This window comes from Cupriavidus consociatus (assembly GCF_017814975.1).
Taxonomy (GTDB): domain Bacteria; phylum Pseudomonadota; class Gammaproteobacteria; order Burkholderiales; family Burkholderiaceae; genus Cupriavidus; species Cupriavidus consociatus.
The window spans coordinates 287,492-307,659 of sequence record NZ_JAGIQA010000005.1; the positions used below are offsets into that span (position 1 = coordinate 287,492).

Here is a 20,168-nt window from a genome sequence, read left to right on the forward strand (position 1 = left end):
CCGCCTCGGATGGCCAAGCCATGAAAGCTATCGTCTATACCGAACCGAATGCGGTCGCGCTGCTCGAGCGCGACATGCCGACCCTGCAGCCGGGTGAAGCCCTGTTGCGCATCGATGCCACCGGCATCTGCGGCTCCGACCTGCACGCCTATCATGGCCACGATCCGCGTCGCAAGCCGGGGCTTGTGCTGGGACATGAATTCGCGGGCACCGTGGTGGCAACTTCCGACCCGCAGCGGATGCCTGCCGGTACCCGCGTCACTGCCAACCCGCTGGTCACCTGCGGGCACTGCGACTTCTGCCTGCAAGGACGCGACAACCTCTGCGCCAATCGCGGCATGGTCGGCATGAGTCGGCCCGGTGCGTTGTCTGAATACCTGTCGGTTCCGATTCGCTGCGCGATCCCGATCCCGGACCAGCTTGCCAGCGTACCGGCGGCCCTGGCGGAGCCCGCGGCCACCGCGCTGCACGCGCTCAATCTCTCGATGCGGGCGATGGTGCGGCCCCTGCCGGAGGCGCGAACGCTCGTCATCGGCGGCGGTGCGATCGGCATGCTCACGGCTGCCCTGGTGAAATCGTACGGCGGGCGCCGCGTCACGGTGGCCGAAACCAATGCCTTGCGCCGCGCCTCCATTACCCGGCACGTGGACTGTGAAACCGTCGATCCGCTGTCAGCCCCGCCGCAGACGTCCGAGTATGACCTGGTGGTCGATGCCGTCGGCGCCAAGGCCACGCGAAACCTCGCGCTCGCGGCGGCACGGCCGGGGAGCGTCGTCATGCATATCGGGCTGCAGGACTGGGCCAGCGAGATCGACATGCGCAAGCTCACGCTCGCCGAGCTGACGCTGCTCGGCACGTACACGTACACCATGGCCGACCTGCGCGCCACGGTTGCTGCGCTGGCGGCCGGCAGCTTCGGCGACCTGGCGTGGGTCGAGACCCGTGCGCTGGCTGAGGGGCCGGAAGCATTTGCCGACCTGGCAGCGGGCCGCGTTGCGGCTGCCAAGGTCGTGCTGCTGCCGGAAGCGGCCTGACGGATCGAGGCCGGACAAAATGCCGTTTCATGCTCAACCAAGTGATATATATGAGTTAGTTGACATGGATCTTTAGCTTGCCTAAGATGGTTTCACAGACAACCCGCACAACCGACCCACAGAGGAGACAACGATGATTCACGTAGTGCTGCACGACGCCAAGGACACCGTGGCGGTGGCCGTGGTGGAAGGGATCCAGGCCGGCACCAAGCTGAACGCCTGGATCATGGATGAGGACAAGATCGTGACCGTGACCGCGCTGCAGCCGATCCCCATCGGCCACAAGGTGGCGCTGTGCGACATGGATCCCAACGACACCGTCTACAAGTACGGCATCGACATCGGCAAGGTGGTGGCGCCGATCAAGGCGGGCGAACACGCCCACGTCCACAACATCAAGACCAAGCGCTGGTAAGCCGCGCCCTGTCCCCGCCATTCATCTCCCCACCCCATACCCGAGACCCAAGCCATGTCCGTGATCGATCAAAACACCACCTTCTGGGGCTACCGCCGCGACAACGGCCGCGTCGGCGTGCGCAACCACGTCATCATCCTGCCGCTGGACGACCTGTCCAACGCCGCCGCCGAGGCGGTTGCCGTCGCCATCAAGGGCACCATGGCGATTCCCCATCCGTATGGCCGGCTGCAGTTCGGGCCGGACCTGGACCTGCACTTCCGCACGCTGATCGGCGCAGGCAGCAATCCCAATGTCGCCGCCGTGGTGGTGATCGGCATCGAGGACGGCTGGACCAAGAAGGTGGTCGATGGCATCGCCAGGACCGGCAAGCCGGTGGTCGGCTTCGGCATCGAGGGCCATGGCGACCATGACACCATCATGCGGGCGTCGAAGGCCGCGAAGGAGTACGTGCAGTACGCCACCGCGCTGCACCGCGTGGAATGTCCGATCAGCGAGTTGTGGGTGTCGACCAAGTGCGGCGAGTCGGATACGACATCCGGCTGCGGCGCCAACCCCACCGTCGGCAATGCCTTCGACAAGCTGCATCCGCTCGGCACCACGCTGGTCTTCGGCGAGACCTCCGAGCTGACCGGCGGCGAGCATATCGTGGCGGCGCGCTGCGCCAACGACGAAGTGCGCCACCAGTTCATGGCCATGTTCGAGCGCTACCAGGGCATGATCGACCGCTGGAAGACCTCGGACCTGTCGGAGTCGCAGCCGACCAAGGGCAATATCGCCGGCGGCCTCACCACGATCGAAGAGAAGGCGCTGGGCAACATCCAGAAGATCGGCAAGAAGTGCACGGTCGACGGCGTGCTCGACAAGGCCGAGGAGCCGACTCACCCGGGCCTGTGGTTCATGGATTCGTCGTCGGCCGCGGCGGAGATGGTCACGCTGTGCGCCGCCGCCGGATATGTGGTGCATTTCTTCCCGACCGGGCAGGGCAACGTGATCGGCAACCCGATCGTGCCGGTGATCAAGCTGTGCGCTAATCCGCGCACGGTGCGGCTGATGAGCGAGCATATGGACGTCGATTGCTCGGGCCTGCTGCAGCGAGAGCTGACGCTGGACCAGACCGGCGACAAGCTGCTCGAGTGCATGCTGGCCACGGTCAACGGGCGCTGGACCGCGGCGGAAGCGCTCGGTCACCGCGAGTTCGTGCTGACCCGCATCCACGAGTCGGCATGATGAAGCGGATCTGCATCAGCGAGTTCATGGACGATGCGGCGGTGCAGGCGCTGCGGGCGGGCTTCGACCTGCGCTACGAGCCGGGCTGGGTGGACCGCCGCGCCGAACTGCTCGATGCGCTGCCCGGCGCGCAGGCGCTGATCGTGCGCAACCGCACGCAGGTCGACGCGGCGCTGCTCGCCGGTGCGCCGTCGCTGCGCGTGGTCGGGCGGCTCGGGGTCGGGCTCGACAATATCGATGTCGAGGCCTGCCGCGAGCGCGGCATCCGCGTGATCCCCGCGGCCGGGGCCAATGCGCGCTCGGTGGCCGAGTACGTGGTCGCCACCGCGGCGCTGCTGCTGCGCGGCGCCTACGGCAGCAGCGCGCAAGTGGCCGCAGGGCAGTGGCCGCGCGCACGACTGTCCGGCGGCAGGGAGGCACTCGGCAAGACGCTGGGGCTGGTGGGCTTCGGCGACATCGGCAGGCAGGCCGCCGCGCTGGCGCAGGCGTTCGGCATGCAGGTAGTGGCGCATGACCCGATGCTGTCCGCGGCCGACCCGGCATGGGCGCGGACCGGCGTGCGCAGCGTTGCGCTCGACACGCTGCTGGCGCAATCCGACGCGGTCAGCCTGCATGTGCCGCTGGTCGCCGCCACGCGGCATCTGCTCGACGCGCGGCGAATCGCCGGCATGAAGCGTGGTGCGGTGCTGATCAACACGGCCCGCGGCGGCGTGGTCGACGAGGCCGCACTGGCGCAGGCGCTGCGGGACGGGCATCTCGGCGGCGCGGCGCTCGACGTCTTCGAACATGAACCCTTGCCCGCAGGCAGCGTACTCGCCGACGTGCCCAACCTGATCCTGACGCCGCATATCGGCGGCGTGACGCAGGAGGCCAATGCGCGGGTCTCGATGATGATCGCGCAACAGGTGCGACAGACGCTGGAGGACATGACATGAGCCGGGTGCCGGTCACGCAATTGGAGCGGATCGCCAATGCCGCGCTGCGGCGTGCGGGGGCGAGCAAGCTGCAGGCCGATGCCACGGCTGCGGCGCTGGTGCGTGCCGATGCGGCGGGGCTGGCGTCGCATGGCGTATCGCGCGTACCGATGTATGTGGCGCACCTGCACGCGGATCGTGTCGACGGCCGTGCCACGCCCACGGTGAGCCGCACACGGGCCAGTGCCGCGCTGGTCGATGCGGGGTGCGGCTTCGCCTTCCCGGCATGCGACCTGGCAATCGCCGAGGCAATGGGCCGGGCCTATGAAACCGGTGTCGGTGTCGCGGCGGTCACCAACAGCCACCACTTCGGCGCTGCCGCGCTGCCGCTCGATGCGGTGGCGCGCGTGGGCATGGTGGGCATCGCCATGGGCAACTCGCCGGCAGCGATGCCTGCCTGGGGAGGACGGCGCCCGCTGTTCGGCACCAACCCCATTGCCGCGGTGTTTCCGCGCCGGGGCCACGCGCCGGTCGTGATCGATCTGTCGTTGTCCGAGGTCGCGCGCGGCAAGATCATGGTGGCTGCCAAGCAGGGCAAGCCGATCCCGCTGGGCTGGGCTCTGGACGAGGCCGGCCAGCCGACGACCGATGCGCAGGCCGCGCTGCGCGGGTCGATGCTGCCCGCGGGCGGCGTCAAGGGCGCGATGCTGGCGCTGATGGTCGAGCTGCTGGTGACTTCGCTGGCGGGCGCCAGCTTCGGCGCCGAAGCGGATTCCTTTTTCACCGACGCCGGTAACCGGCCGCGTATCGGCCAGCTCTTCATGGTGCTGGACCCGGGTGCGTTCGCGGGCTCCGACGCTTATGCCGGACGTGTCGAAGCCCTGTTGCAGGCGATGCTGGATGACGAGGGCACGCGCCTGCCCGGCGCGCGGCGCGATGCCGCGCAGGCCGACGCGCAGGCCCACGGCATAGACATCCCCGACGCCCTGCTCGATGCGCTGCGCGAACTGGCGGGCGAGGCGGTGCAGGAGGGCAAGGCCTAGCGGTTTTCGATTCGATTCCCACCACGAAAGCGGACCCGACACAGAACGGGCCAGCGACCACAAAACGGAGACACACCATGTATCGAGGTTTGATTCGCACCGCGCTCAGGTACGGAGCCGGCGCGCTTGTCGCGTTGTCCGCAGTATCCACGCTTACCGGACTGGCCTCGGCGCCGGCCGCCGCACAGGGCACCGCGCAGGCGTCGGTGCCCGCCCATGACTATCCAGGCAAGCCGATCCGCTACGTGGTGCCGTTCGCGGCCGGTGGCCTGACTGACATCATGGCGCGGCTGGTCGGGCACCAGCTAGCGGAAGAATGGAAGCGGCCCGTGGTGGTCGACAACAAGCCCGGCGGCAACGCGAACATCGGCGCCGACCAGGTCGCCAAGGCACCTGCCGACGGCTATACCTGGCTCGCGGTCACGCTGACCCATGCTTCCAATGTCACGCTGTTCCCCAAGCTGCCGTTCAGCATGCAGAAGGACCTGGTGCCGGTGGCGCGCATCGCCTCGTCGCCCATGCTGGTGGTGGTGCCGGCCAGTTCGCCGGTCAAGTCGATGAAGGACCTGGCCGCGGCGGCGCAGAAGGGCAAGCTCAATGCCGGCTCCAGCGGCAACGGTACGCCGCCGCACCTGACGCTGGCGCTGTTCGAAAGCCTGACCGGCGCCAACCTGACCCATGTGCCGTACAAGGGCGGGGCGCCGTCGATGACGGACCTGATCGGCGGCCAGATCGATGTGGTGTTCTCGAATTTCCCGGAGTCGCTGGCCTATGTGAAGGGCGGCAAGCTGCGCGCGCTGGCGGTGACCACGCGCGAGCGGCATCCGCTGCTGCCCGATGTGCCGACGGTGGCCGAGGCGGGCTATCCTGACCTGATCGTCGAGAACTGGACCGGCCTGATGATGCCGGCGGGGACGCCCAGGCCGATCGTCGACAAGGTCGCAGCGTCGGTGGCGCGCATGCTGCAGTCCGACGCGCTGCGCGAGCGCATCGTGGCGGCCGGATTCAGCCCGGCGCCGCAGACCAGCGGCCCCTTCGCCGAATACTTCAACGGTGAGGTGACGCGGTGGGCAAGGCTGATCGAAGAGAAGCATATCCGCGCCGAATAGCGCCGGCTGGCCGGCCGTGCCAGGCACCAGAGGGCCTCCGGTATGATCTGGCTTATCCAGATGAATCGGCCCGCGAATGCCGTCAGGCGGCGCGGGCCAGCGAACAGGGATTTCAACGTGGGTGCCAGATTTGATGCCGCCAGCGCGATCGGCGGTGTCCTGTACAAGGACGTCAAGCAGGCCATTCTCTCCGCACTGGCGGAGGGCGAGTGGAAGCCGGGTGAAGCCATTCCGTCCGAGCGCAAGCTGATCGAGCGCTTTGGCGTGTCGATCGGCACGTTGCGCAAGGCGATCGACGAACTGGTGGCCGAAGGCATCATGATCCGGCACCAGGGCCGCGGCACCTTCGTCGCCACGCACCGGCAGGAGGATCACTTCTTCCGCTTCTTCCGGATCGTGCGCCAGGATGGCCATCGCGAATATCCGACCGTGCGCCTGGCCAGGTTCCGGCGCGCGAAGGCCGACAAGGAGGAGGCGGCCGCCCTGGGGCTGGCTGTTGGCGAACCCGTGTTTCGCTTCGCCAATGTCCTGTCGCTGGAAGGCACGCCGATGATGATCGATGCCATCACCGTGCCGGAGGAGCGCTTCAAGGGCCTGACGGAGAAGCAGCTGCGCGAGCGGCCCAATACGCTCTACAACTTCTACCAGGATACCTTCGGCATCAATATCATCCGCACCGAAGAGCGGCTGCGCTCGGCGCTGGCCGACGAGGATGACCACGAGCTGCTGGGCGTTGCCGTGGGCAGCCCGTTGCTGAAGATCCTGCGCGTGGCCTCGTCCTACCACGACGAGCGGATCGAGTACCGCGTGTCACGGCTCGATACCAGCCGGCATGAATTCCTGTTGTCGCAGCCGTAGGGCGTGACGCTTCCGGCATCGAGAGCTATCGACCGGAAGCGCGCCTGGCAGTCCAAAGCAAAAAGCCGCGTTCTCTTGCGAGAACGCGGCTTTTCAAATAGATGGTGGCGAATCAGGGACTCGAACCCCGGACCTGCGGATTATGATTCCGTCGCTCTAACCGACTGAGCTAATTCGCCAACGAAGACTGAGATTATACATGGGCTTTCGGCACTGTCAACACCCTCGTACGAAGATTTTTTCGGGGCGCCGGCGTCCATGAAAAAACGGCAGGCCGGGGCGGCCTGCCGTTGTGGTCACGGTCTCGTCCAGCCGACCGTTCAGTCGTGGGCGTAGATGTCCACGTCCTTGGTTTCCCGCACGAACAGCGCACCGATCACGAAGGTGATGGCCGCGATGATGATCGGGTACCACAGGCCGTAGTAGATGTTGCCGTTCTGGGCCACCAGCGCGAACGAGATGGTGGGCAGCAAACCGCCGAACCAGCCGTTGCCGATATGGTAGGGCAGCGACATCGACGTGTAGCGGATTCGGGTCGGGAACAGCTCCACCAGCATGGCGGCGATCGGGCCGTAGACCATGGTCACGTAGATCACCAGGATGACCAGGATCACCAGCACCATGATCGTGTTCATCTGCGCCGGGTCGGCCTTGGCCGGGTAGCCGGCGGCGGACATGGCGCCGCTCACCTCCTTCTTGAACGCCGCGATCTGGGCCTTGCTGGCATCGTCGAAGGCATGGCTGTTGGCAAGCTTGGCGTCGAACGCCTTGATCTCCTTGTCGCCGATCTTGACCGTTGCCACCGTGCCGGCCGGGGCTTCCACCACTTCATAGCTGGCCGAAGACTGGGCCAGGGTACGCTTGGCGATATCGCACGAGCTGCGGAAGTCGATCTCGCGGGCGATCGGGCTGCCCTGGAACGAACACTGCTTCGGATCCGCGGTCACCACGATCTGCGCGGTGTGCTGGGCGCGCTCCAGCGCCGGGTTGGCGTAGTGGGTCAGCGCCTTGAACAGCGGGAAGTAGGTCAGCACGGCCAGCGCGCAGCCCGCCATGATGATCCACTTGCGGCCGATCTTGTCCGACAGCGAGCCGAAGAAGATAAAGAACGGCGTGCCGATCACCAGTGCGCCGGCGATCAGCAGGTTGGCCGTCTTGGCATCGACCTTGAGCACCTGCGTCAGGAAGAACAGCGCGTAGAACTGGCCGGTGTACCAGACCACGGCCTGGCCGGCGGTCAGGCCGAGCAGGGCCAGGATCACGATCTTCAGGTTGCGCCACTGCGCGAACGACTCGGTCAGCGGAGCCTTGGAGGTCTTGCCCTCGGCCTTCATGCGCTGGAACGCCGGCGATTCATTCATCGACAGCCGGATATAGACCGACATCCCCAGCAGCAGGATCGACAGCAGGAACGGGATGCGCCAGCCCCAGACTTCAAAGTTCGGGCCGGTCATCTCGCGGCACAGCAGGATCACGATCAGCGACAGGAACAGGCCCAGCGTGGCGGTGGTCTGGATCCACGACGTGTACGCCCCCCGCTTGCCGTGCGGCGCGTGTTCGGCCACGTAGGTGGCGGCACCGCCGTACTCGCCGCCGAGGGCCAGGCCCTGCAGCATGCGCAAGGCGATCAGGATCACCGGGGCGGCCCAGCCGATGGTGGCAAAGCCGGGCAGCAGGCCGACGATGAAGGTCGACAGGCCCATGATCAGGATGGTCACCAGGAAGGTGTACTTGCGCCCGATCATGTCGCCCAGGCGGCCGAACACCAGCGCGCCAAACGGCCGCACGATAAAGCCGGCGGCAAACGCGAGCAGCGCGAAGATGAAGGCAGAGGTCGGATCCAGGCCGGCGAAGAACTGCTTGGCGATGATCGCCGCCAGCGAGCCGTAGAGATAAAAGTCGTACCACTCGAACACCGTGCCCAGCGACGAGGCAAGGATCACCTTGCGCTCCTCGCGTGTCATCGGTGCGTTTTGCGCACCCCCTCCGGGTACCGCAACGTTTTGCACGTTTGCCATCTTGTCTCCTCCGTCTGGAATGGATCTCGGGCAAGGCGCGGCAACATCGCGGAAAAGGCCCGTGCCGCTGGCCGGGAGCCTGAGTTGCAGTGGATTGTGGTTCGCGAAACTTACTGAGTTCTGACAGATTTGGGCGCGCAAGTGCCAAAAATGTCGGGGTATACGCTAGCCGATTTCAGGGCAGCGCTTGCTGCGGTGCAGCCAGCTTTAGCTTCACATGGCATTGCCGCGCGGGCTCGCCGGCATATCGCTATGCAGCATCGGAGCCCGGCCCGCGCAAGGCTCCCTGCGAAGGCAGGGGGGCGGGCGCGACAGCGTCGTCGGGGGCTTCGTCGGCGCGGTTCATGCGCCAGGCGTACAGGGCCGCCATCAGCACGTAGACCACCAGCGCCCCCTGGGCGCCCACCCAGAACGAGAACGGCCAGCCGAAAAAGTCAAAGCGCAGCTCGCGCGCAAACCACGCCACCACGAAGGTCACTATGAACCAGACCGCCAGCAGCCCGGCGATCCAGCGCAGGTTGAGGTGCCAGGCCTGGCGCTGGCGTGCTTCGGCGAGGTCAGGGGCGGGCACGTCGTTCATAAGGTCGAAGTTACGGTCGGGCGGCGCAGTGTCACGCGGAAGTGCGCGCCGGCCAGGCGCGGCGCTTGCTGATAGACGTGGTCGGAAATCTGCACATCGCCGCCGTGCTGCTGCACGATCTCGCGCACGATGGCCAGGCCCAGCCCGCTGCCTTCGGTATTGGTGCCGAGCACGCGGTAGAAGCGCTCCATCACGCGTTCGCGCTCGGCCGGCGCAATGCCTGGGCCGGTGTCTTCCACATCCAGGTAGGCAAACGGCTCGAAGGCATCGGCGCTGACGCGCACCGTCGCGTGCCCGCCGCGCGGCGTGTAGCGGATGGCATTGTCGAGCAGGTTGTTGAGCATCTCGGTCAGCATCAGCCGGTTGCCGAGTACGGTCACCGGATGGTCGTCCGCTTCCAGCCCCAGGTCGATGTCGCGCGCCCAGGCTTGCGGCAGCCAGTCCTTGACCACCTCGCGCGCGAGTGCGCCCAGGTCGAGCTCGCCCATGCCGCCGGCGCCGGCCAGGTTTTCCATGCGCGCCAGCGACAGCAGCTGCGTGACCAGGTGCGCGGTGCGCTCGGAGCTGCCGGCGATCTGCGCCAGCGAGCGCCGCAGCTCTTCCGGTGACTGCTCGCGCTGCGCCAGCTCGGCCTGCATGCGCAGCCCCGCCAGCGGTGTCTTCATCTGGTGCGCGGCATCGGCGATAAAGCGCTTCTGCGTCTGCACCGACTGGTCCAGCCGCGCCAGCAGGTCGTTGAACGATCCTACCAGAGGCGTGATCTCCTGCGGTGCCGCGCGTTCGTCGATGGGACTGGTGTCGCCCGGGTTGCGCGCGCGGATGCGCTGCTGGATCGCGGTCAGCGGCGCCAGCCCGCGCGAGAGCCCGAACCACACCAGCACTACCGCCAGCGGCAGGATCACGAACTGGGGCAGGATCACGCCCTTGATGATCTCGTTGGCCAGGCGCGCGCGCTTGTCGAGTGTTTCGGCCACCTGCACCAGTACCGGCTGGTTGCCGCTGACTTGGCGCAGGTCGACATAGGTGTAGGCCACCCGCACATCGTTGCCGGCGACGCGGTCGTCGCGCAGCGACACCAGGCCGGCGTGGCCCTGGTCCTCTTCCGACGGCAGCGGCAGGTCGTGGTCGCCGGCGATGAATTCGCCGCGCTTGCCGACCACCTGGTAATAGATATTGTCGGTCTCGTCCGCACGCAGGATCTCGCGTGCCGACAGGGGCAACTGCAGCGTGACGCGGCCGTTGACCTCGCGCAACTGTTGCGACAGCACGATGGCGCTGGCTTCCAGCGCCCGGTCGAACGGCCCGTTGGCGATCGATTTGGCCACCAGGTAAGTCACCGCGATGCTCATTGGCCACAGCAGCAGCAGCGGCGCCAGCATCCAGTCGAGGATCTCGCCGAACAGCGAGCGCGGCGCGGGCGTGGCGGTGCTTTCCTCCAGGTGCGGCAAGGCGTCGGCCAGTTCCTGGTCGGCGGTGCCCGGCGGCGTGGCAGGGGAGGGTGGCGGCACGGCGCGGTGCGCGCGCCGCCAGGGCAGTTGCAGCAGGCTCATCTCGACGTTTGTCGCTCGGGTGCGGTCGTGCTCGCCTGCAAGGGTGGGGCTAAGGGACGGGCCGCGTCAATGCTGCGCGGCCACGGCCGGCTGGAATTTTTCCAGGCAATAACCCAGGCCGCGTACCGTGGCGATGCGGATGCCGCCCACCTCGATCTTCTTGCGCAGGCGGTGCACGTAGACTTCGATGGCGTTGTTGCTGACTTCCTCGCCCCACTCGCACAAATGGTCGACCAGCTGTTCCTTGGACACCAGCCGGCCACAGCGCGTCAGCAGGATCTCCAGCAGGCCGATCTCGCGCGCCGACAGGTCCAGCATCTGTTCGTTCAGGTAGGCGATGCGGCCGACCTGGTCGAAGGCCAGCGGCCCGTGCCGCATCAGCGTGGCGCCGCCGCCGGCGCCGCGGCGCACCAGCGCGCGCACGCGCGCTTCCAGCTCGGACAGCGCGAAAGGCTTGGCCATGTAGTCGTCGGCGCCCAGGTCCAGGCCCTTGACGCGCTCGTCGACGCTGTCGGCCGCGGTCAGGATCAGGACCGGCAGCATCGCGCCGCGGGCGCGCAGGCGCTTGAGCACCTCCAGGCCGGACATGCGCGGCAGTCCCAGGTCCAGGATCAGCAGGTCGAAGGTCTGGGTCGACAGGGCCGAGTCGGCGCCCAGCCCGTCGGCAACATGGTCGACGGCATAGCCCGAGTGACGTAGCGAGCGCGTCAGGCCATCGGCCAGCGTGTCGTCATCTTCGGCGATCAGAATACGCATGGTTGTCTCCACCTGGCCGGCATAGCCGGGCGCCCGCGGAATGGGCGCGATGGGGCTTGCCAAGCATACTGTTTTTTTATACAGTACCCGCACATTCCGCTGGGGCCGCCCGGGATGCTTCCTGAGTGGCGGCCGCGCGGACAGCCGGGCCGGCGCTGGAGCCGGCAAAAAGCCGGTGCCGCGCCACATGCGGCCTATTTATACACCATTTGATTCAAGGACGACCATGGACGACAAGAAGGCAGGTGCCGGCGTGAGCGCCGAGAAGCAGAAGGCGCTTGCCGCCGCGCTCTCCCAGATCGAGAAGCAGTTCGGCAAGGGCTCGATCATGCGCCTGGGCGACGGCGAGGTCGAGAAGGACATCCAGGTGGTGTCCACCGGTTCGCTCGGCCTGGACATCGCACTTGGCGTCGGCGGCCTGCCGCGCGGCCGCGTGGTCGAGATCTATGGTCCGGAATCGTCGGGCAAGACCACGCTGACGCTGCAGGTCGTGGCCGAGATGCAGAAGCTGGGCGGCACCTGCGCCTTTATCGACGCCGAGCACGCGCTGGATGTCAGCTACGCCGGCAAGCTGGGCGTGAACGTCGGCGACCTGCTGATCTCGCAGCCGGACACCGGCGAGCAGGCGCTGGAAATCACCGACGCGCTGGTGCGCTCGGGCTCGATCGACCTGATCGTGATCGACTCGGTGGCCGCGCTGGTGCCCAAGGCCGAAATCGAAGGCGAAATGGGCGACTCGCTGCCCGGCCTGCAGGCCCGCCTGATGAGCCAGGCGCTGCGCAAGCTGACCGGCACCATCAAGCGCACCAACTGCCTGGTGATCTTCATCAACCAGATCCGCATGAAGATCGGCGTGATGTTTGGCTCGCCGGAAACCACCACCGGCGGCAACGCGCTGAAGTTCTACGCCTCGGTGCGCCTGGATATCCGCCGCATCGGCTCGATCAAGAAGGGCGACGACGTCATCGGCAACGAGACCAAGGTCAAGGTGGTCAAGAACAAGGTCTCGCCGCCGTTCCGCGAAGCCTTCTTCGACATCCTGTACGGCCAGGGCATCTCCCGCCAGGGCGAGATCATCGACCTGGGCGTGGACGCCAAGATCGTCGAGAAGTCGGGCGCATGGTACAGCTACAACGGCGACAAGATCGGCCAGGGCAAGGACAACGCGCGCGAATACCTGCGCGAGAACCCGGACATCGCCGAAGAGATCGAGAACAAGGTGCGTGCCGCGCTGGGCGTGGCGCCGACCAACGTCGTGCCGGCCGAAGTGCTGGAAGACTGAGCGCCGGCCAGCCGCTGGAGCAACCGGAAGGGCCGGGGCATCGCCGATGCGCCGGCCTTTTTGTTTCGGCCCACGGTGGAAACTTCACGACCTCAATGGCCACCCGTCCCCCCCTGTCCCTGAAGGCCCGCGCCGTCGGCTACCTGTCCCGCCGCGAGCACAGCCGGGCCGAGCTGGCGCGCAAGCTGGCGCCCCATGCCGAATCGCCGGAGCAGCTCGAGCAGCTGCTCGATGCGCTCGAGCGCGAGAACTGGCTGTCCAACCAGCGCTTTGCCGACAGCCTGGTCCATCGCCGCGGCGCCCGCTATGGCGCGGCGAGGGTGATGCAGGAAGCCAAGATCCACAAGCTGGACAGCGAACAGCTGGGCGAGCTGCAGGAAAGGCTGCGCGCCACCGAGTCCGAGCGTGCCCGCGAGGTCTGGCGCAAGCGTTTCGGCGTGCCGCCGGAGTCGCCGGAGGCGCGTGCCAAGCAGATCCGCTTCATGGTGGCGCGAGGATTCTCCCGCGCGGTGGTCAGCAAGATCATCCAGGGGGCTGACGAAGCGTACGGCGACGACGATGCGTAGGCGTGCGGTATCGTCCGCTTGCCGGGGCATTACCTGCACTGGCATCAGGGGTGTATTGACGCCCTGGTCGCCCGACAATGCGGCGCGACAGTCGCCGCACAAGGATGTTCCCGGTCAAGCCAGCGCGGCATGTTAAACTCCCCGGGTTATTCGGTGCCCCGGCGCCGCCGTTCCCAAGCCCCCCAGTATTCCAGCCTGGCCATGCCTCTGTCCCAGCCCGTCAACCGCTCCTTGCGCCACCGCCGTGCCATCACGGCCGAGGCGTACCAGAGAGAGGACGGCCTGTGGGATGTCGAGGTGCGCCTGACCGACACCAAGCCCCGTGATATCGAACTTGCCGGCGACCGTATCCGCCCGGTGGGCCAGCCCCTGCACGACCTGTGGCTGCGCGTCACGATCAACGAGGACATGACGGTGCTGGATGCCGAGGCCTGCTCCGACTGGGTGCCGTACCCGTCGCAGTGCGACACCATCGGCCCGGCCTACCGCAAGCTGATCGGCCTGAACCTGCGCAAGGGCTTCCGCAAGGCGGTGCGCGAGCGCCTGGGCGGCATCAACGGCTGCTCCCACCTGACCGAAGCCGCCGGCGTGCTGCCCAGCACCGCGATCCAGGCGTTTGCCGGCGAAGTCATCAGTATCCGCGACAACGGCGAGGACGATCCGAATCCGGAGCCGCCCTATCAGTTGCACGGCTGCCATGCGCTGCGTTTCGACGGCGAGGTGGTCCGTGAGTTTTACCCGCGCTGGTATGGTCACCAGCCGACGCCCAAGTCAAGGGCCGAGGCCGCACCTGCCGTCGCACCCGCGCCTCGGGCGCCCGCCGTGGCCAATGGCGACCGCGGTGGTCAAGCCAACGACGACGGCAACGAAGCTGTCCCGGCCGACAGGCCAACCGGTACTTCCGGCTGATTCTCAGGATCAGCCAGCCAGACGAGAGAGTTCGTCTCCTTTTTCAGATTCTTCCCTTCTACCTTTTACGCCTACCCGAAAGGAAACACGCATGAATATCCATGAGTATCAAGGCAAGGAAATCCTGCGCAAATACAATGTGCCGGTTCCGCGCGGCATTCCCGCGTTCTCGGTTGACGAGGCCCTGAAGGCCGCAGAACAGCTCGGCGGCCCGGTGTGGGTTGTCAAGGCTCAGATTCATGCGGGCGGCCGCGGCAAGGGCGGCGGCGTCAAGGTTGCCAAGAGCATCGAAGACGTCAAGACCTATGCCTCGAACATCCTGGGCATGCAGCTGGTCACGCACCAGACCGGTCCGGAAGGCAAGAAGGTCAACCGCCTGCTGATCGAAGAAGGCGCCGACATCAAGAAGGAACTGTACGTTTCGCTGGTGGTGGACCGCGTTTCGCAGAAGATCGCGCTGATGGCGTCGAGCGAAGGCGGCATGGACATCGAAGAAGTCGCTGCCCACACCCCGGAAAAGATCCACACCCTGATCATCGAGCCGTCGACCGGCCTGACCGACGCTGACGCCGACGACATCGCCCGCAAGATCGGCGTGCCCGACGCTTCGGTTGCCCAGGCTCGCCAGGCCCTGCAAGGCCTGTACAAGGCGTTCTACGACACCGACGCTTCGCTGGCCGAAATCAACCCGCTGATCCTGACCGGCGAAGGCAAGGTCATCGCGCTGGACGCCAAGTTCAACTTCGACTCGAACGCGCTGTTCCGTCATCCGGAAATCGTCGCCTACCGCGACCTGGATGAAGAAGACGCCAACGAAATCGAAGCCTCGAAGTTCGACCTGGCCTACATCTCGCTGGACGGCAACATCGGCTGCCTGGTGAACGGCGCCGGCCTGGCCATGGCCACCATGGACACCATCAAGCTGTTCGGCGGCGAGCCGGCCAACTTCCTCGACGTGGGCGGCGGTGCCACCACCGAGAAGGTGACCGAAGCCTTCAAGCTGATGCTGAGCAACAAGAACGTGCAGGCCATCCTGGTCAACATCTTCGGCGGCATCATGCGTTGCGACGTGATCGCCGAAGGCGTGATCTCGGCCTCGAAGGCCGTGTCGCTGAACGTGCCGCTGGTCGTGCGCATGAAGGGCACCAACGAAGATCTCGGCAAGAAGATGCTGGCCGAATCGGGCCTGCCCATCATCGCCGCCGACACGATGGAAGAAGCCGCCCAGAAGGTGGTGGCCGCTGCCGCTGGCAAGTAAGCCGTCGCACGAACGCAACCATACGCGAACGCGAGCCGTGCGCAGGCGCTCCCTTGAGCCCCTGTGCGCGCCGCTCGTAGCCAAGCAAAGGATTACAGCATGTCGATTCTGATCAACAAAGACACCAAGGTCATCACCCAGGGCATCACCGGCAAGACCGGCCAGTTCCACACCCGTGGCTGCCGCGACTACGCCAATGGCAAGAACGCCTTCGTCGCAGGCGTGAACCCGAAGAAGGCCGGCGAAGACTTCGAAGGCATTCCCATCTACGCCAGCGTCAAGGACGCCAAGGCCCAGACCGGCGCCACCGTGTCGGTCATCTACGTGCCGCCCGCAGGCGCCGCCGCCGCGATCTGGGAAGCCGTTGACGCCGACCTGGACCTGGTGGTCTGCATCACCGAAGGCATCCCCGTGCGCGACATGATGGAAGTCAAGGACCGCATGCGCCGCGAGAACAAGAAGACCCTGCTGCTGGGGCCGAACTGCCCGGGCCTGATCACGCCGGACGAAATCAAGATCGGCATCATGCCGGGCCATATCCACAAGAAGGGCCGCATCGGCGTGGTGTCGCGCTCGGGCACCCTGACGTACGAAGCCGTGGGCCAGCTGACCGCGCTGGGCCTGGGCCAGTCGTCGGCTGTCGGCATCGGTGGCGACCCCATCAACGGCCTGAAGCACATCGACGTGATGAAGATGTTCAACGACGATCCGGAAACGGACGCCGTGGTCATGATCGGTGAGATCGGTGGTCCGGACGAAGCCAATGCGGCCAACTGGATCAAGGACAACATGAAGAAGCCGGTGGTTGGCTTCATCGCTGGCGTGACCGCGCCTCCGGGCAAGCGCATGGGCCACGCCGGCGCGCTGATCTCGGGTGGTGCCGACACCGCCCAGGCCAAGCTGGAAATCATGGAAGCCTGCGGTATCAAGGTGACCAAGAACCCGTCGGAGATGGGCCGCCTGCTGAAGGCGATGCTGTAAGGTCAGCTTGTCATTCCGGCTGTCGCGGGAATGACAGACTTGTGATGCCCCCGCCCTTCGGCGGGGGCATTGTTTTTTGCGGTGAGTGATCCCGGCGCCACGAAAACCCCGGAACATTACAGGATTGAAATGTAATCGAAAGGTTCGTGGGTTAAACAGTCATGTCTGCGCTTTCAGACATCCGAACACCCGTCAGATGACGGGGCGCGCGATTACATAGAACCGCCACTACATAGAACTCGAGGAGCCTCCCCGTGGAACTGCTGTCTTCCACCACTTTCTGGATTGCGTTGGGATCGATCATCCTGACCAACATCGTCCTGTCCGGCGATAACGCGGTGGTGATCGCGCTCGCCTCGCGCAACCTGCCACCCGCCCAGCAGAAGAAGGCTATCTTCTGGGGCAGCGCCGCCGCCATCATCATGCGCGTGGTGCTGACCGTGGCCGCGGTCAAGCTGCTGAGCCTGCCCTACCTGAAGATCGTCGGCGCGGTGCTGCTGGTCTATATCGGCGTGCAACTGCTGACCGGCGATGACGACGAGGAAGGCCACGACGGCAAGGACAATATCTGGGCCGCCATCCGTACCATCCTGATCGCCGACCTGGTGATGTCGCTGGACAACGTGGTGGCCGTGGCCGCCGCCGCGCAGAAGGGCCCCGAGGGCAGCCAGCTGATGCTGCTGATCATCGGCCTGGGCCTGTCGATCCCGCTGATCGTGTTCGGCAGCACGCTGCTGCTCAAGGTGATGGAGCGCTTCCCGGTCATCATCGTGCTGGGCGCCGCGCTGCTGGGCTACCTGGCTGGCGAAATGCTGGTCAGCGACCCGGTCGACGCCGCCTGGTTCGAAGTCCACGTGCCGCATGCCCACCTGGTATTCGGCGCCGCTGGTGCGATCCTGGTGGTGCTTATGGGCAAGCTGCTGAGCCGCCGGGCTGCGCAGACGGCCTGACGAGGTTCTGCTTCGCACGAAAGGGCGGCCGGTTGGCCGCCCTTTTTGTTGCCCTTGACGGACGTTCCTTGTCGGTGGGATTGCCAACTAACTCATGTGAGTGATCGCACTTTTTGTCGCTTCGGGTGGTGGTAGCGCGCCCACGTGACAAAATTTGGCGCAAGTGGCGGGCTTCCCGCTGTCGGGTGACGAAATTTGTCGCTTTTTGCCCCCTGCGGACGAGGGATATGGCTGGCACGCTTACTGCTGGTTAGCCCCCGCGTCACGAAACCGAAGACGTGCAACGCTTAACCAAAATCTCTTCGAGGGGTCAAATCATGCAACGGGTACAACAACTGAAGAAACTGGGCCGTCGTGTTCAGAAGGGCTTTACGCTGATCGAACTGATGATCGTGGTGGCGATCATTGGTATTTTGGCGGCAATCGCTATTCCGCAGTATCAGGATTACGTGACGCGTAGCCGGTGGTCGAGCCCCCTCTCGGAAGTCGCGCCATTGAAGCAAGCAATTGCCCAGTGCGCACAGGTTTCTGGTGGTGATCTGACGACCTGCGACACGATTGCCAAGCTCACTGCAGCGACGGGTTATCCGGCCGTGCCGGCGCCGACTGGTGTGACGTTGACTTTTGGTGCGGGAGCTACGGCTGCAGCCACGGCTACGCAAATTGATATTGAAATGGTTGCCACCGCGGCTAATCTGGGTTCGGGCAACACATGTAGTGTCCGCCTTCGCGGTACCAGCAATGCGAACGCTATCACTTGGGCTGGGACGACCTTCGGCGGCACGTGCACGCGTGCTCAGACTGGTGTCTAAGTCGGTCATTTGAGAGAGAAAAGCGCCTTCGGGCGCTTTTTCTTTGCCCGCGCCACAAGCTATCATGCGCCTTTCCCCAAACCAGGCGCCTCAATGCCGCCGTCCCGGACAACCCTCCCGTCGGCTGCCCTCATCGCAGCAATCGTTTTCCCGCTGCTAGTCTCCCGGCATACGCTCCCACTCGCGACGTTCTACGGCGAATGGACTGCCGCATGCTGTGCGCTCGCCCTGGTCTCGTTCCTGGCGCTTCGCACGCCCGCTACACCAGCGGCAACCACGACGATTTCACTGCCGTGGGTAGCCTCGCTGTTCCTCTGGCTCGCCGCCGTCGGCTTGACTCGCACCGCGCTCGGCCACGTTGATATCACCGGCAGCGCCACCCTCACTGTCCTGACCCTGTTGCTCGGCGCAGCCGTGACATGTGCCGCGTGGTCGTACCGCCGCAGTCCAGCATCCGAGACGCTCAACGCCGGCGACACCCTTGCCATCGCCTTCCTGATCGCCGGCCTGCTCGGCACCGTCACCCAGTGGGTCCAGCTCTTCCATCTCGAGCGCAGCGCGTTCGGTCTTGTTTCCACCTACTTCTACGACGACAATCGCCGCCTGTGGGGCAACCTGAACCAGCCCAACCACCAGGCCACTGTGCACGGCCTCGCGCTGGTCGCATCAGTCTGGCTGGCATCGCGCGGCAGGCTGCGCTTCCCGATGTGGCTGGCCGCCGTGGCATTGCTGGAGAGCGGCGTCGTGCTATCCGGATCGCGCACCGGCGTGCTGCATGTCGGGCTGGCCGCCGTCTACGCGCTGGTGGCCGCATGGCTGGCACGCGGCACGCCGCGCGAGGCGGATCCGATGCGGCGCACGACCGGAATGCTGGTGGCCGCGGTCGCCATGGTCGTGATGCTGCTGGTGCTGCAGCCAGCGATCCGCGCCGCCGGCCAGCTGTTTGACTGGCGCCTGTTCGACACCATCGCGCAGCTGGAAGCCGAAGACCAGATGTCCGCCCGTGGCGCGCTCTGGGCGCATGCGCTGGCGATGTTCCGAGCGCATCCCTGGCTCGGCGTCGGCTGGGGCGAGTTCGGGTGGGAGCAGTTCATGCAGCTGCCTCAGGTCGGCGTGAAGGTGGAGATGTCCCTGCACGCCCATAACGCAGTGCTCGATCTGCTGGCCAAGACCGGTATCGCCGGCACGCTCGGCGCCGCGCTGATTCTCGCGGCATGGCTGTGGCGCGTGGTGCGGGCGCGGCTCTGGCTGGCAGAAAATGGAGACCGCCGTGAAGCGGTGCTGATGCTGACGTGGCTAGCGATGCTGTGCGCGCATTCGATGCTCGAATATCCGCTGCACTACCTGTACTTCTTCCTGCCGTTCTGTTTCCTCCTGGGCTGGCTGGAGCCTGCCGCCGTCGGACCATGGCGTGTCCCGGCCGGCGTGGCAAAGGGCCTGGGCGTGGCATTCGTGGCGCTTGCCGTCGCGATCCTGGCAACCATGTGGCAAGACTACCGCCGCGCCGAAGCACGCGAATACGCCGCGAGCGAAACCCGGAACACCTTGCCGATGCCGCGCTTCTGGTTCCGCCAGCATGCGCAGGCCGATGCCGCAGGGCTGGCCGTCATCACGCCACAGAACGCAGCCGAACTGCTGCCCGCGCATATCGCCGCCGTGCACTTGCTGCCGACCCCCACGATGATCGCGCGCACGGCGTGGCTGCTGGCGCTGACAGGCGATGCCGCGCAGGGCCGGCTGTGGATGGAACGGCTGCGCTGGTACTACCTTGGCGATGAAACGACACAGTACGCCGAGATCGCGAAGTCATGCCGCGAGTTGCCCGAGGCCGAGCGCCCGCAGGCGTTCTGCGCCTGGGCCATCGACCGCTCGCGCCGGTTCTCCGGGTGGGGACGCAACTGAC

At 66.0% G+C, this 20,168-nt stretch carries 19 protein-coding genes and 1 tRNA gene; 15 read left to right on the forward strand and 5 right to left on the reverse strand.

All coding sequences use genetic code 11. From position 1 onward, the window contains the following. Nucleotides 1-20 precede the first annotated feature (20 nt). The 7 genes from J8I82_RS09710 to J8I82_RS09740 all read left to right on the forward strand — a co-directional run bounded on the left by J8I82_RS09710 (nt 21) and on the right by J8I82_RS09740 (nt 6,603). The gene (locus tag J8I82_RS09710; protein ID WP_209756720.1) at nt 21-1,034 is read left to right on the forward strand and encodes an alcohol dehydrogenase catalytic domain-containing protein; all 1,014 of its coding nucleotides are present in this window, start codon (nt 21-23) and stop codon (nt 1,032-1,034) included. 133 nt (nt 1,035-1,167) lie between these two features. Continuing rightward, nucleotides 1,168-1,449 carry a UxaA family hydrolase gene (locus J8I82_RS09715; protein ID WP_029048819.1) on the forward strand — a complete coding sequence of 94 codons (282 nt, stop codon included), beginning with the start codon at nt 1,168-1,170 and terminating at the stop codon, nt 1,447-1,449. A gap of 54 nt (nt 1,450-1,503) precedes the next feature. Next, nucleotides 1,504-2,679, forward strand: coding sequence for a UxaA family hydrolase (locus J8I82_RS09720; protein WP_116317169.1), 1,176 nt, complete (start codon nt 1,504-1,506; stop codon nt 2,677-2,679). Then, complete coding sequence (locus tag J8I82_RS09725; RefSeq protein WP_209756846.1) at nt 2,679-3,614, forward strand: hydroxyacid dehydrogenase; 936 nt, start codon at nt 2,679-2,681, stop codon at nt 3,612-3,614. The genes J8I82_RS09720 and J8I82_RS09725 overlap by 1 nt, the downstream gene beginning before the upstream one ends. Then, nucleotides 3,611-4,636 (forward strand): Ldh family oxidoreductase, encoded by a 1,026-nt coding sequence (locus J8I82_RS09730; RefSeq protein WP_209756722.1) that lies wholly within the window; start codon nt 3,611-3,613, stop codon nt 4,634-4,636. Before J8I82_RS09725 ends, J8I82_RS09730 begins: the two co-directional genes overlap by 4 nt. Before the next feature lie 77 nt (nt 4,637-4,713). Further along, nucleotides 4,714-5,745 carry a Bug family tripartite tricarboxylate transporter substrate binding protein gene (locus tag J8I82_RS09735; protein WP_209756725.1) on the forward strand — a complete coding sequence of 344 codons (1,032 nt, stop codon included), beginning with the start codon at nt 4,714-4,716 and terminating at the stop codon, nt 5,743-5,745. Nucleotides 5,746-5,862: 117 nt separating this feature from the next. Continuing rightward, a complete protein-coding gene (locus J8I82_RS09740) occupies nt 5,863-6,603 on the forward strand; it encodes a GntR family transcriptional regulator (protein WP_209756727.1) in 741 nt (246 codons plus the stop codon). A 102-nt stretch (nt 6,604-6,705) separates the two neighbouring features. Here J8I82_RS09740 and J8I82_RS09745 read toward each other — a convergent pair. From J8I82_RS09745 to J8I82_RS09765, 5 genes are all read right to left on the reverse strand, one after another. Then, nucleotides 6,706-6,782, reverse strand: a tRNA-Met gene (locus J8I82_RS09745). A gap of 141 nt (nt 6,783-6,923) precedes the next feature. Then, complete coding sequence (locus tag J8I82_RS09750; RefSeq protein ID WP_209756729.1) at nt 6,924-8,621, reverse strand: MFS transporter; 1,698 nt, start codon at nt 8,619-8,621, stop codon at nt 6,924-6,926. Nucleotides 8,622-8,871: 250 nt separating this feature from the next. Continuing rightward, entirely contained in the window at nt 8,872-9,201 is a 330-nt protein-coding gene (locus J8I82_RS09755; RefSeq protein WP_209756731.1) for a DUF4212 domain-containing protein, read from the reverse strand. Then, the gene (locus tag J8I82_RS09760) at nt 9,198-10,751 is read right to left on the reverse strand and encodes a sensor histidine kinase (protein ID WP_209756732.1); all 1,554 of its coding nucleotides are present in this window, start codon (nt 10,749-10,751) and stop codon (nt 9,198-9,200) included. Before J8I82_RS09760 ends, J8I82_RS09755 begins: the two co-directional genes overlap by 4 nt. 66 nt (nt 10,752-10,817) lie before the next feature. After that, nucleotides 10,818-11,507 (reverse strand): response regulator transcription factor, encoded by a 690-nt coding sequence (locus tag J8I82_RS09765; RefSeq protein ID WP_116317177.1) that lies wholly within the window; start codon nt 11,505-11,507, stop codon nt 10,818-10,820. 226 nt (nt 11,508-11,733) lie between these two features. Here J8I82_RS09765 and recA point away from each other — a divergent pair, with 226 nt between their 5' ends. The 8 genes from recA (at nt 11,734) to J8I82_RS09805 (ending at nt 20,167) form a co-directional block, all read left to right on the forward strand. Beyond that, the gene (gene recA / locus J8I82_RS09770; RefSeq protein WP_133093781.1) at nt 11,734-12,789 is read left to right on the forward strand and encodes a recombinase RecA; all 1,056 of its coding nucleotides are present in this window, start codon (nt 11,734-11,736) and stop codon (nt 12,787-12,789) included. A gap of 95 nt (nt 12,790-12,884) precedes the next feature. Further along, on the forward strand, nt 12,885-13,355 hold the full coding sequence (recX, locus tag J8I82_RS09775) for a recombination regulator RecX (protein ID WP_209756735.1): 471 nt from the start codon (nt 12,885-12,887) through the stop codon (nt 13,353-13,355). A gap of 201 nt (nt 13,356-13,556) precedes the next feature. Further along, a complete protein-coding gene (locus J8I82_RS09780) occupies nt 13,557-14,264 on the forward strand; it encodes a DUF2889 domain-containing protein (RefSeq protein ID WP_209756737.1) in 708 nt (235 codons plus the stop codon). Between the two features lie 91 nt (nt 14,265-14,355). Then, complete coding sequence (gene sucC, locus J8I82_RS09785; RefSeq protein ID WP_209756740.1) at nt 14,356-15,522, forward strand: ADP-forming succinate--CoA ligase subunit beta; 1,167 nt, start codon at nt 14,356-14,358, stop codon at nt 15,520-15,522. Nucleotides 15,523-15,621: 99 nt separating this feature from the next. Further along, complete coding sequence (gene sucD, locus J8I82_RS09790) at nt 15,622-16,503, forward strand: succinate--CoA ligase subunit alpha (protein WP_062796940.1); 882 nt, start codon at nt 15,622-15,624, stop codon at nt 16,501-16,503. A gap of 254 nt (nt 16,504-16,757) precedes the next feature. Beyond that, the gene (locus tag J8I82_RS09795; RefSeq protein WP_209756742.1) at nt 16,758-17,453 is read left to right on the forward strand and encodes a TerC family protein; all 696 of its coding nucleotides are present in this window, start codon (nt 16,758-16,760) and stop codon (nt 17,451-17,453) included. A gap of 317 nt (nt 17,454-17,770) precedes the next feature. Next, the gene (locus J8I82_RS09800) at nt 17,771-18,265 is read left to right on the forward strand and encodes a pilin (RefSeq protein ID WP_209756745.1); all 495 of its coding nucleotides are present in this window, start codon (nt 17,771-17,773) and stop codon (nt 18,263-18,265) included. A gap of 93 nt (nt 18,266-18,358) precedes the next feature. After that, nucleotides 18,359-20,167: a PglL family O-oligosaccharyltransferase gene (locus J8I82_RS09805; protein WP_209756747.1), complete on the forward strand. Its 1,809-nt coding sequence runs from the start codon at nt 18,359-18,361 to the stop codon at nt 20,165-20,167. Nucleotide 20,168 lies beyond the last annotated feature (1 nt).

Coding starts and splice junctions, on each gene's coding strand:
- J8I82_RS09710 (WP_209756720.1), top strand. CDS start 21: ATGAAAGCTATCGTCTATACCGAACCGAATGCGGTCGCGCTGCTCGAG.
- J8I82_RS09715 (WP_029048819.1), top strand. CDS start 1,168: ATGATTCACGTAGTGCTGCACGACGCCAAGGACACCGTGGCGGTGGCC.
- J8I82_RS09720 (WP_116317169.1), top strand. CDS start 1,504: ATGTCCGTGATCGATCAAAACACCACCTTCTGGGGCTACCGCCGCGAC.
- J8I82_RS09725 (WP_209756846.1), top strand. CDS start 2,679: ATGAAGCGGATCTGCATCAGCGAGTTCATGGACGATGCGGCGGTGCAG.
- J8I82_RS09730 (WP_209756722.1), top strand. CDS start 3,611: ATGAGCCGGGTGCCGGTCACGCAATTGGAGCGGATCGCCAATGCCGCG.
- J8I82_RS09735 (WP_209756725.1), top strand. CDS start 4,714: ATGTATCGAGGTTTGATTCGCACCGCGCTCAGGTACGGAGCCGGCGCG.
- J8I82_RS09750 (WP_209756729.1), bottom strand. CDS start 8,621: ATGGCAAACGTGCAAAACGTTGCGGTACCCGGAGGGGGTGCGCAAAAC.
- J8I82_RS09755 (WP_209756731.1), bottom strand. CDS start 9,201: ATGAACGACGTGCCCGCCCCTGACCTCGCCGAAGCACGCCAGCGCCAG.
- J8I82_RS09760 (WP_209756732.1), bottom strand. CDS start 10,751: ATGAGCCTGCTGCAACTGCCCTGGCGGCGCGCGCACCGCGCCGTGCCG.
- J8I82_RS09765 (WP_116317177.1), bottom strand. CDS start 11,507: ATGCGTATTCTGATCGCCGAAGATGACGACACGCTGGCCGATGGCCTG.
- recA (WP_133093781.1), top strand. CDS start 11,734: ATGGACGACAAGAAGGCAGGTGCCGGCGTGAGCGCCGAGAAGCAGAAG.
- recX (WP_209756735.1), top strand. CDS start 12,885: ATGGCCACCCGTCCCCCCCTGTCCCTGAAGGCCCGCGCCGTCGGCTAC.
- J8I82_RS09780 (WP_209756737.1), top strand. CDS start 13,557: ATGCCTCTGTCCCAGCCCGTCAACCGCTCCTTGCGCCACCGCCGTGCC.
- sucC (WP_209756740.1), top strand. CDS start 14,356: ATGAATATCCATGAGTATCAAGGCAAGGAAATCCTGCGCAAATACAAT.
- sucD (WP_062796940.1), top strand. CDS start 15,622: ATGTCGATTCTGATCAACAAAGACACCAAGGTCATCACCCAGGGCATC.
- J8I82_RS09800 (WP_209756745.1), top strand. CDS start 17,771: ATGCAACGGGTACAACAACTGAAGAAACTGGGCCGTCGTGTTCAGAAG.
- J8I82_RS09805 (WP_209756747.1), top strand. CDS start 18,359: ATGCCGCCGTCCCGGACAACCCTCCCGTCGGCTGCCCTCATCGCAGCA.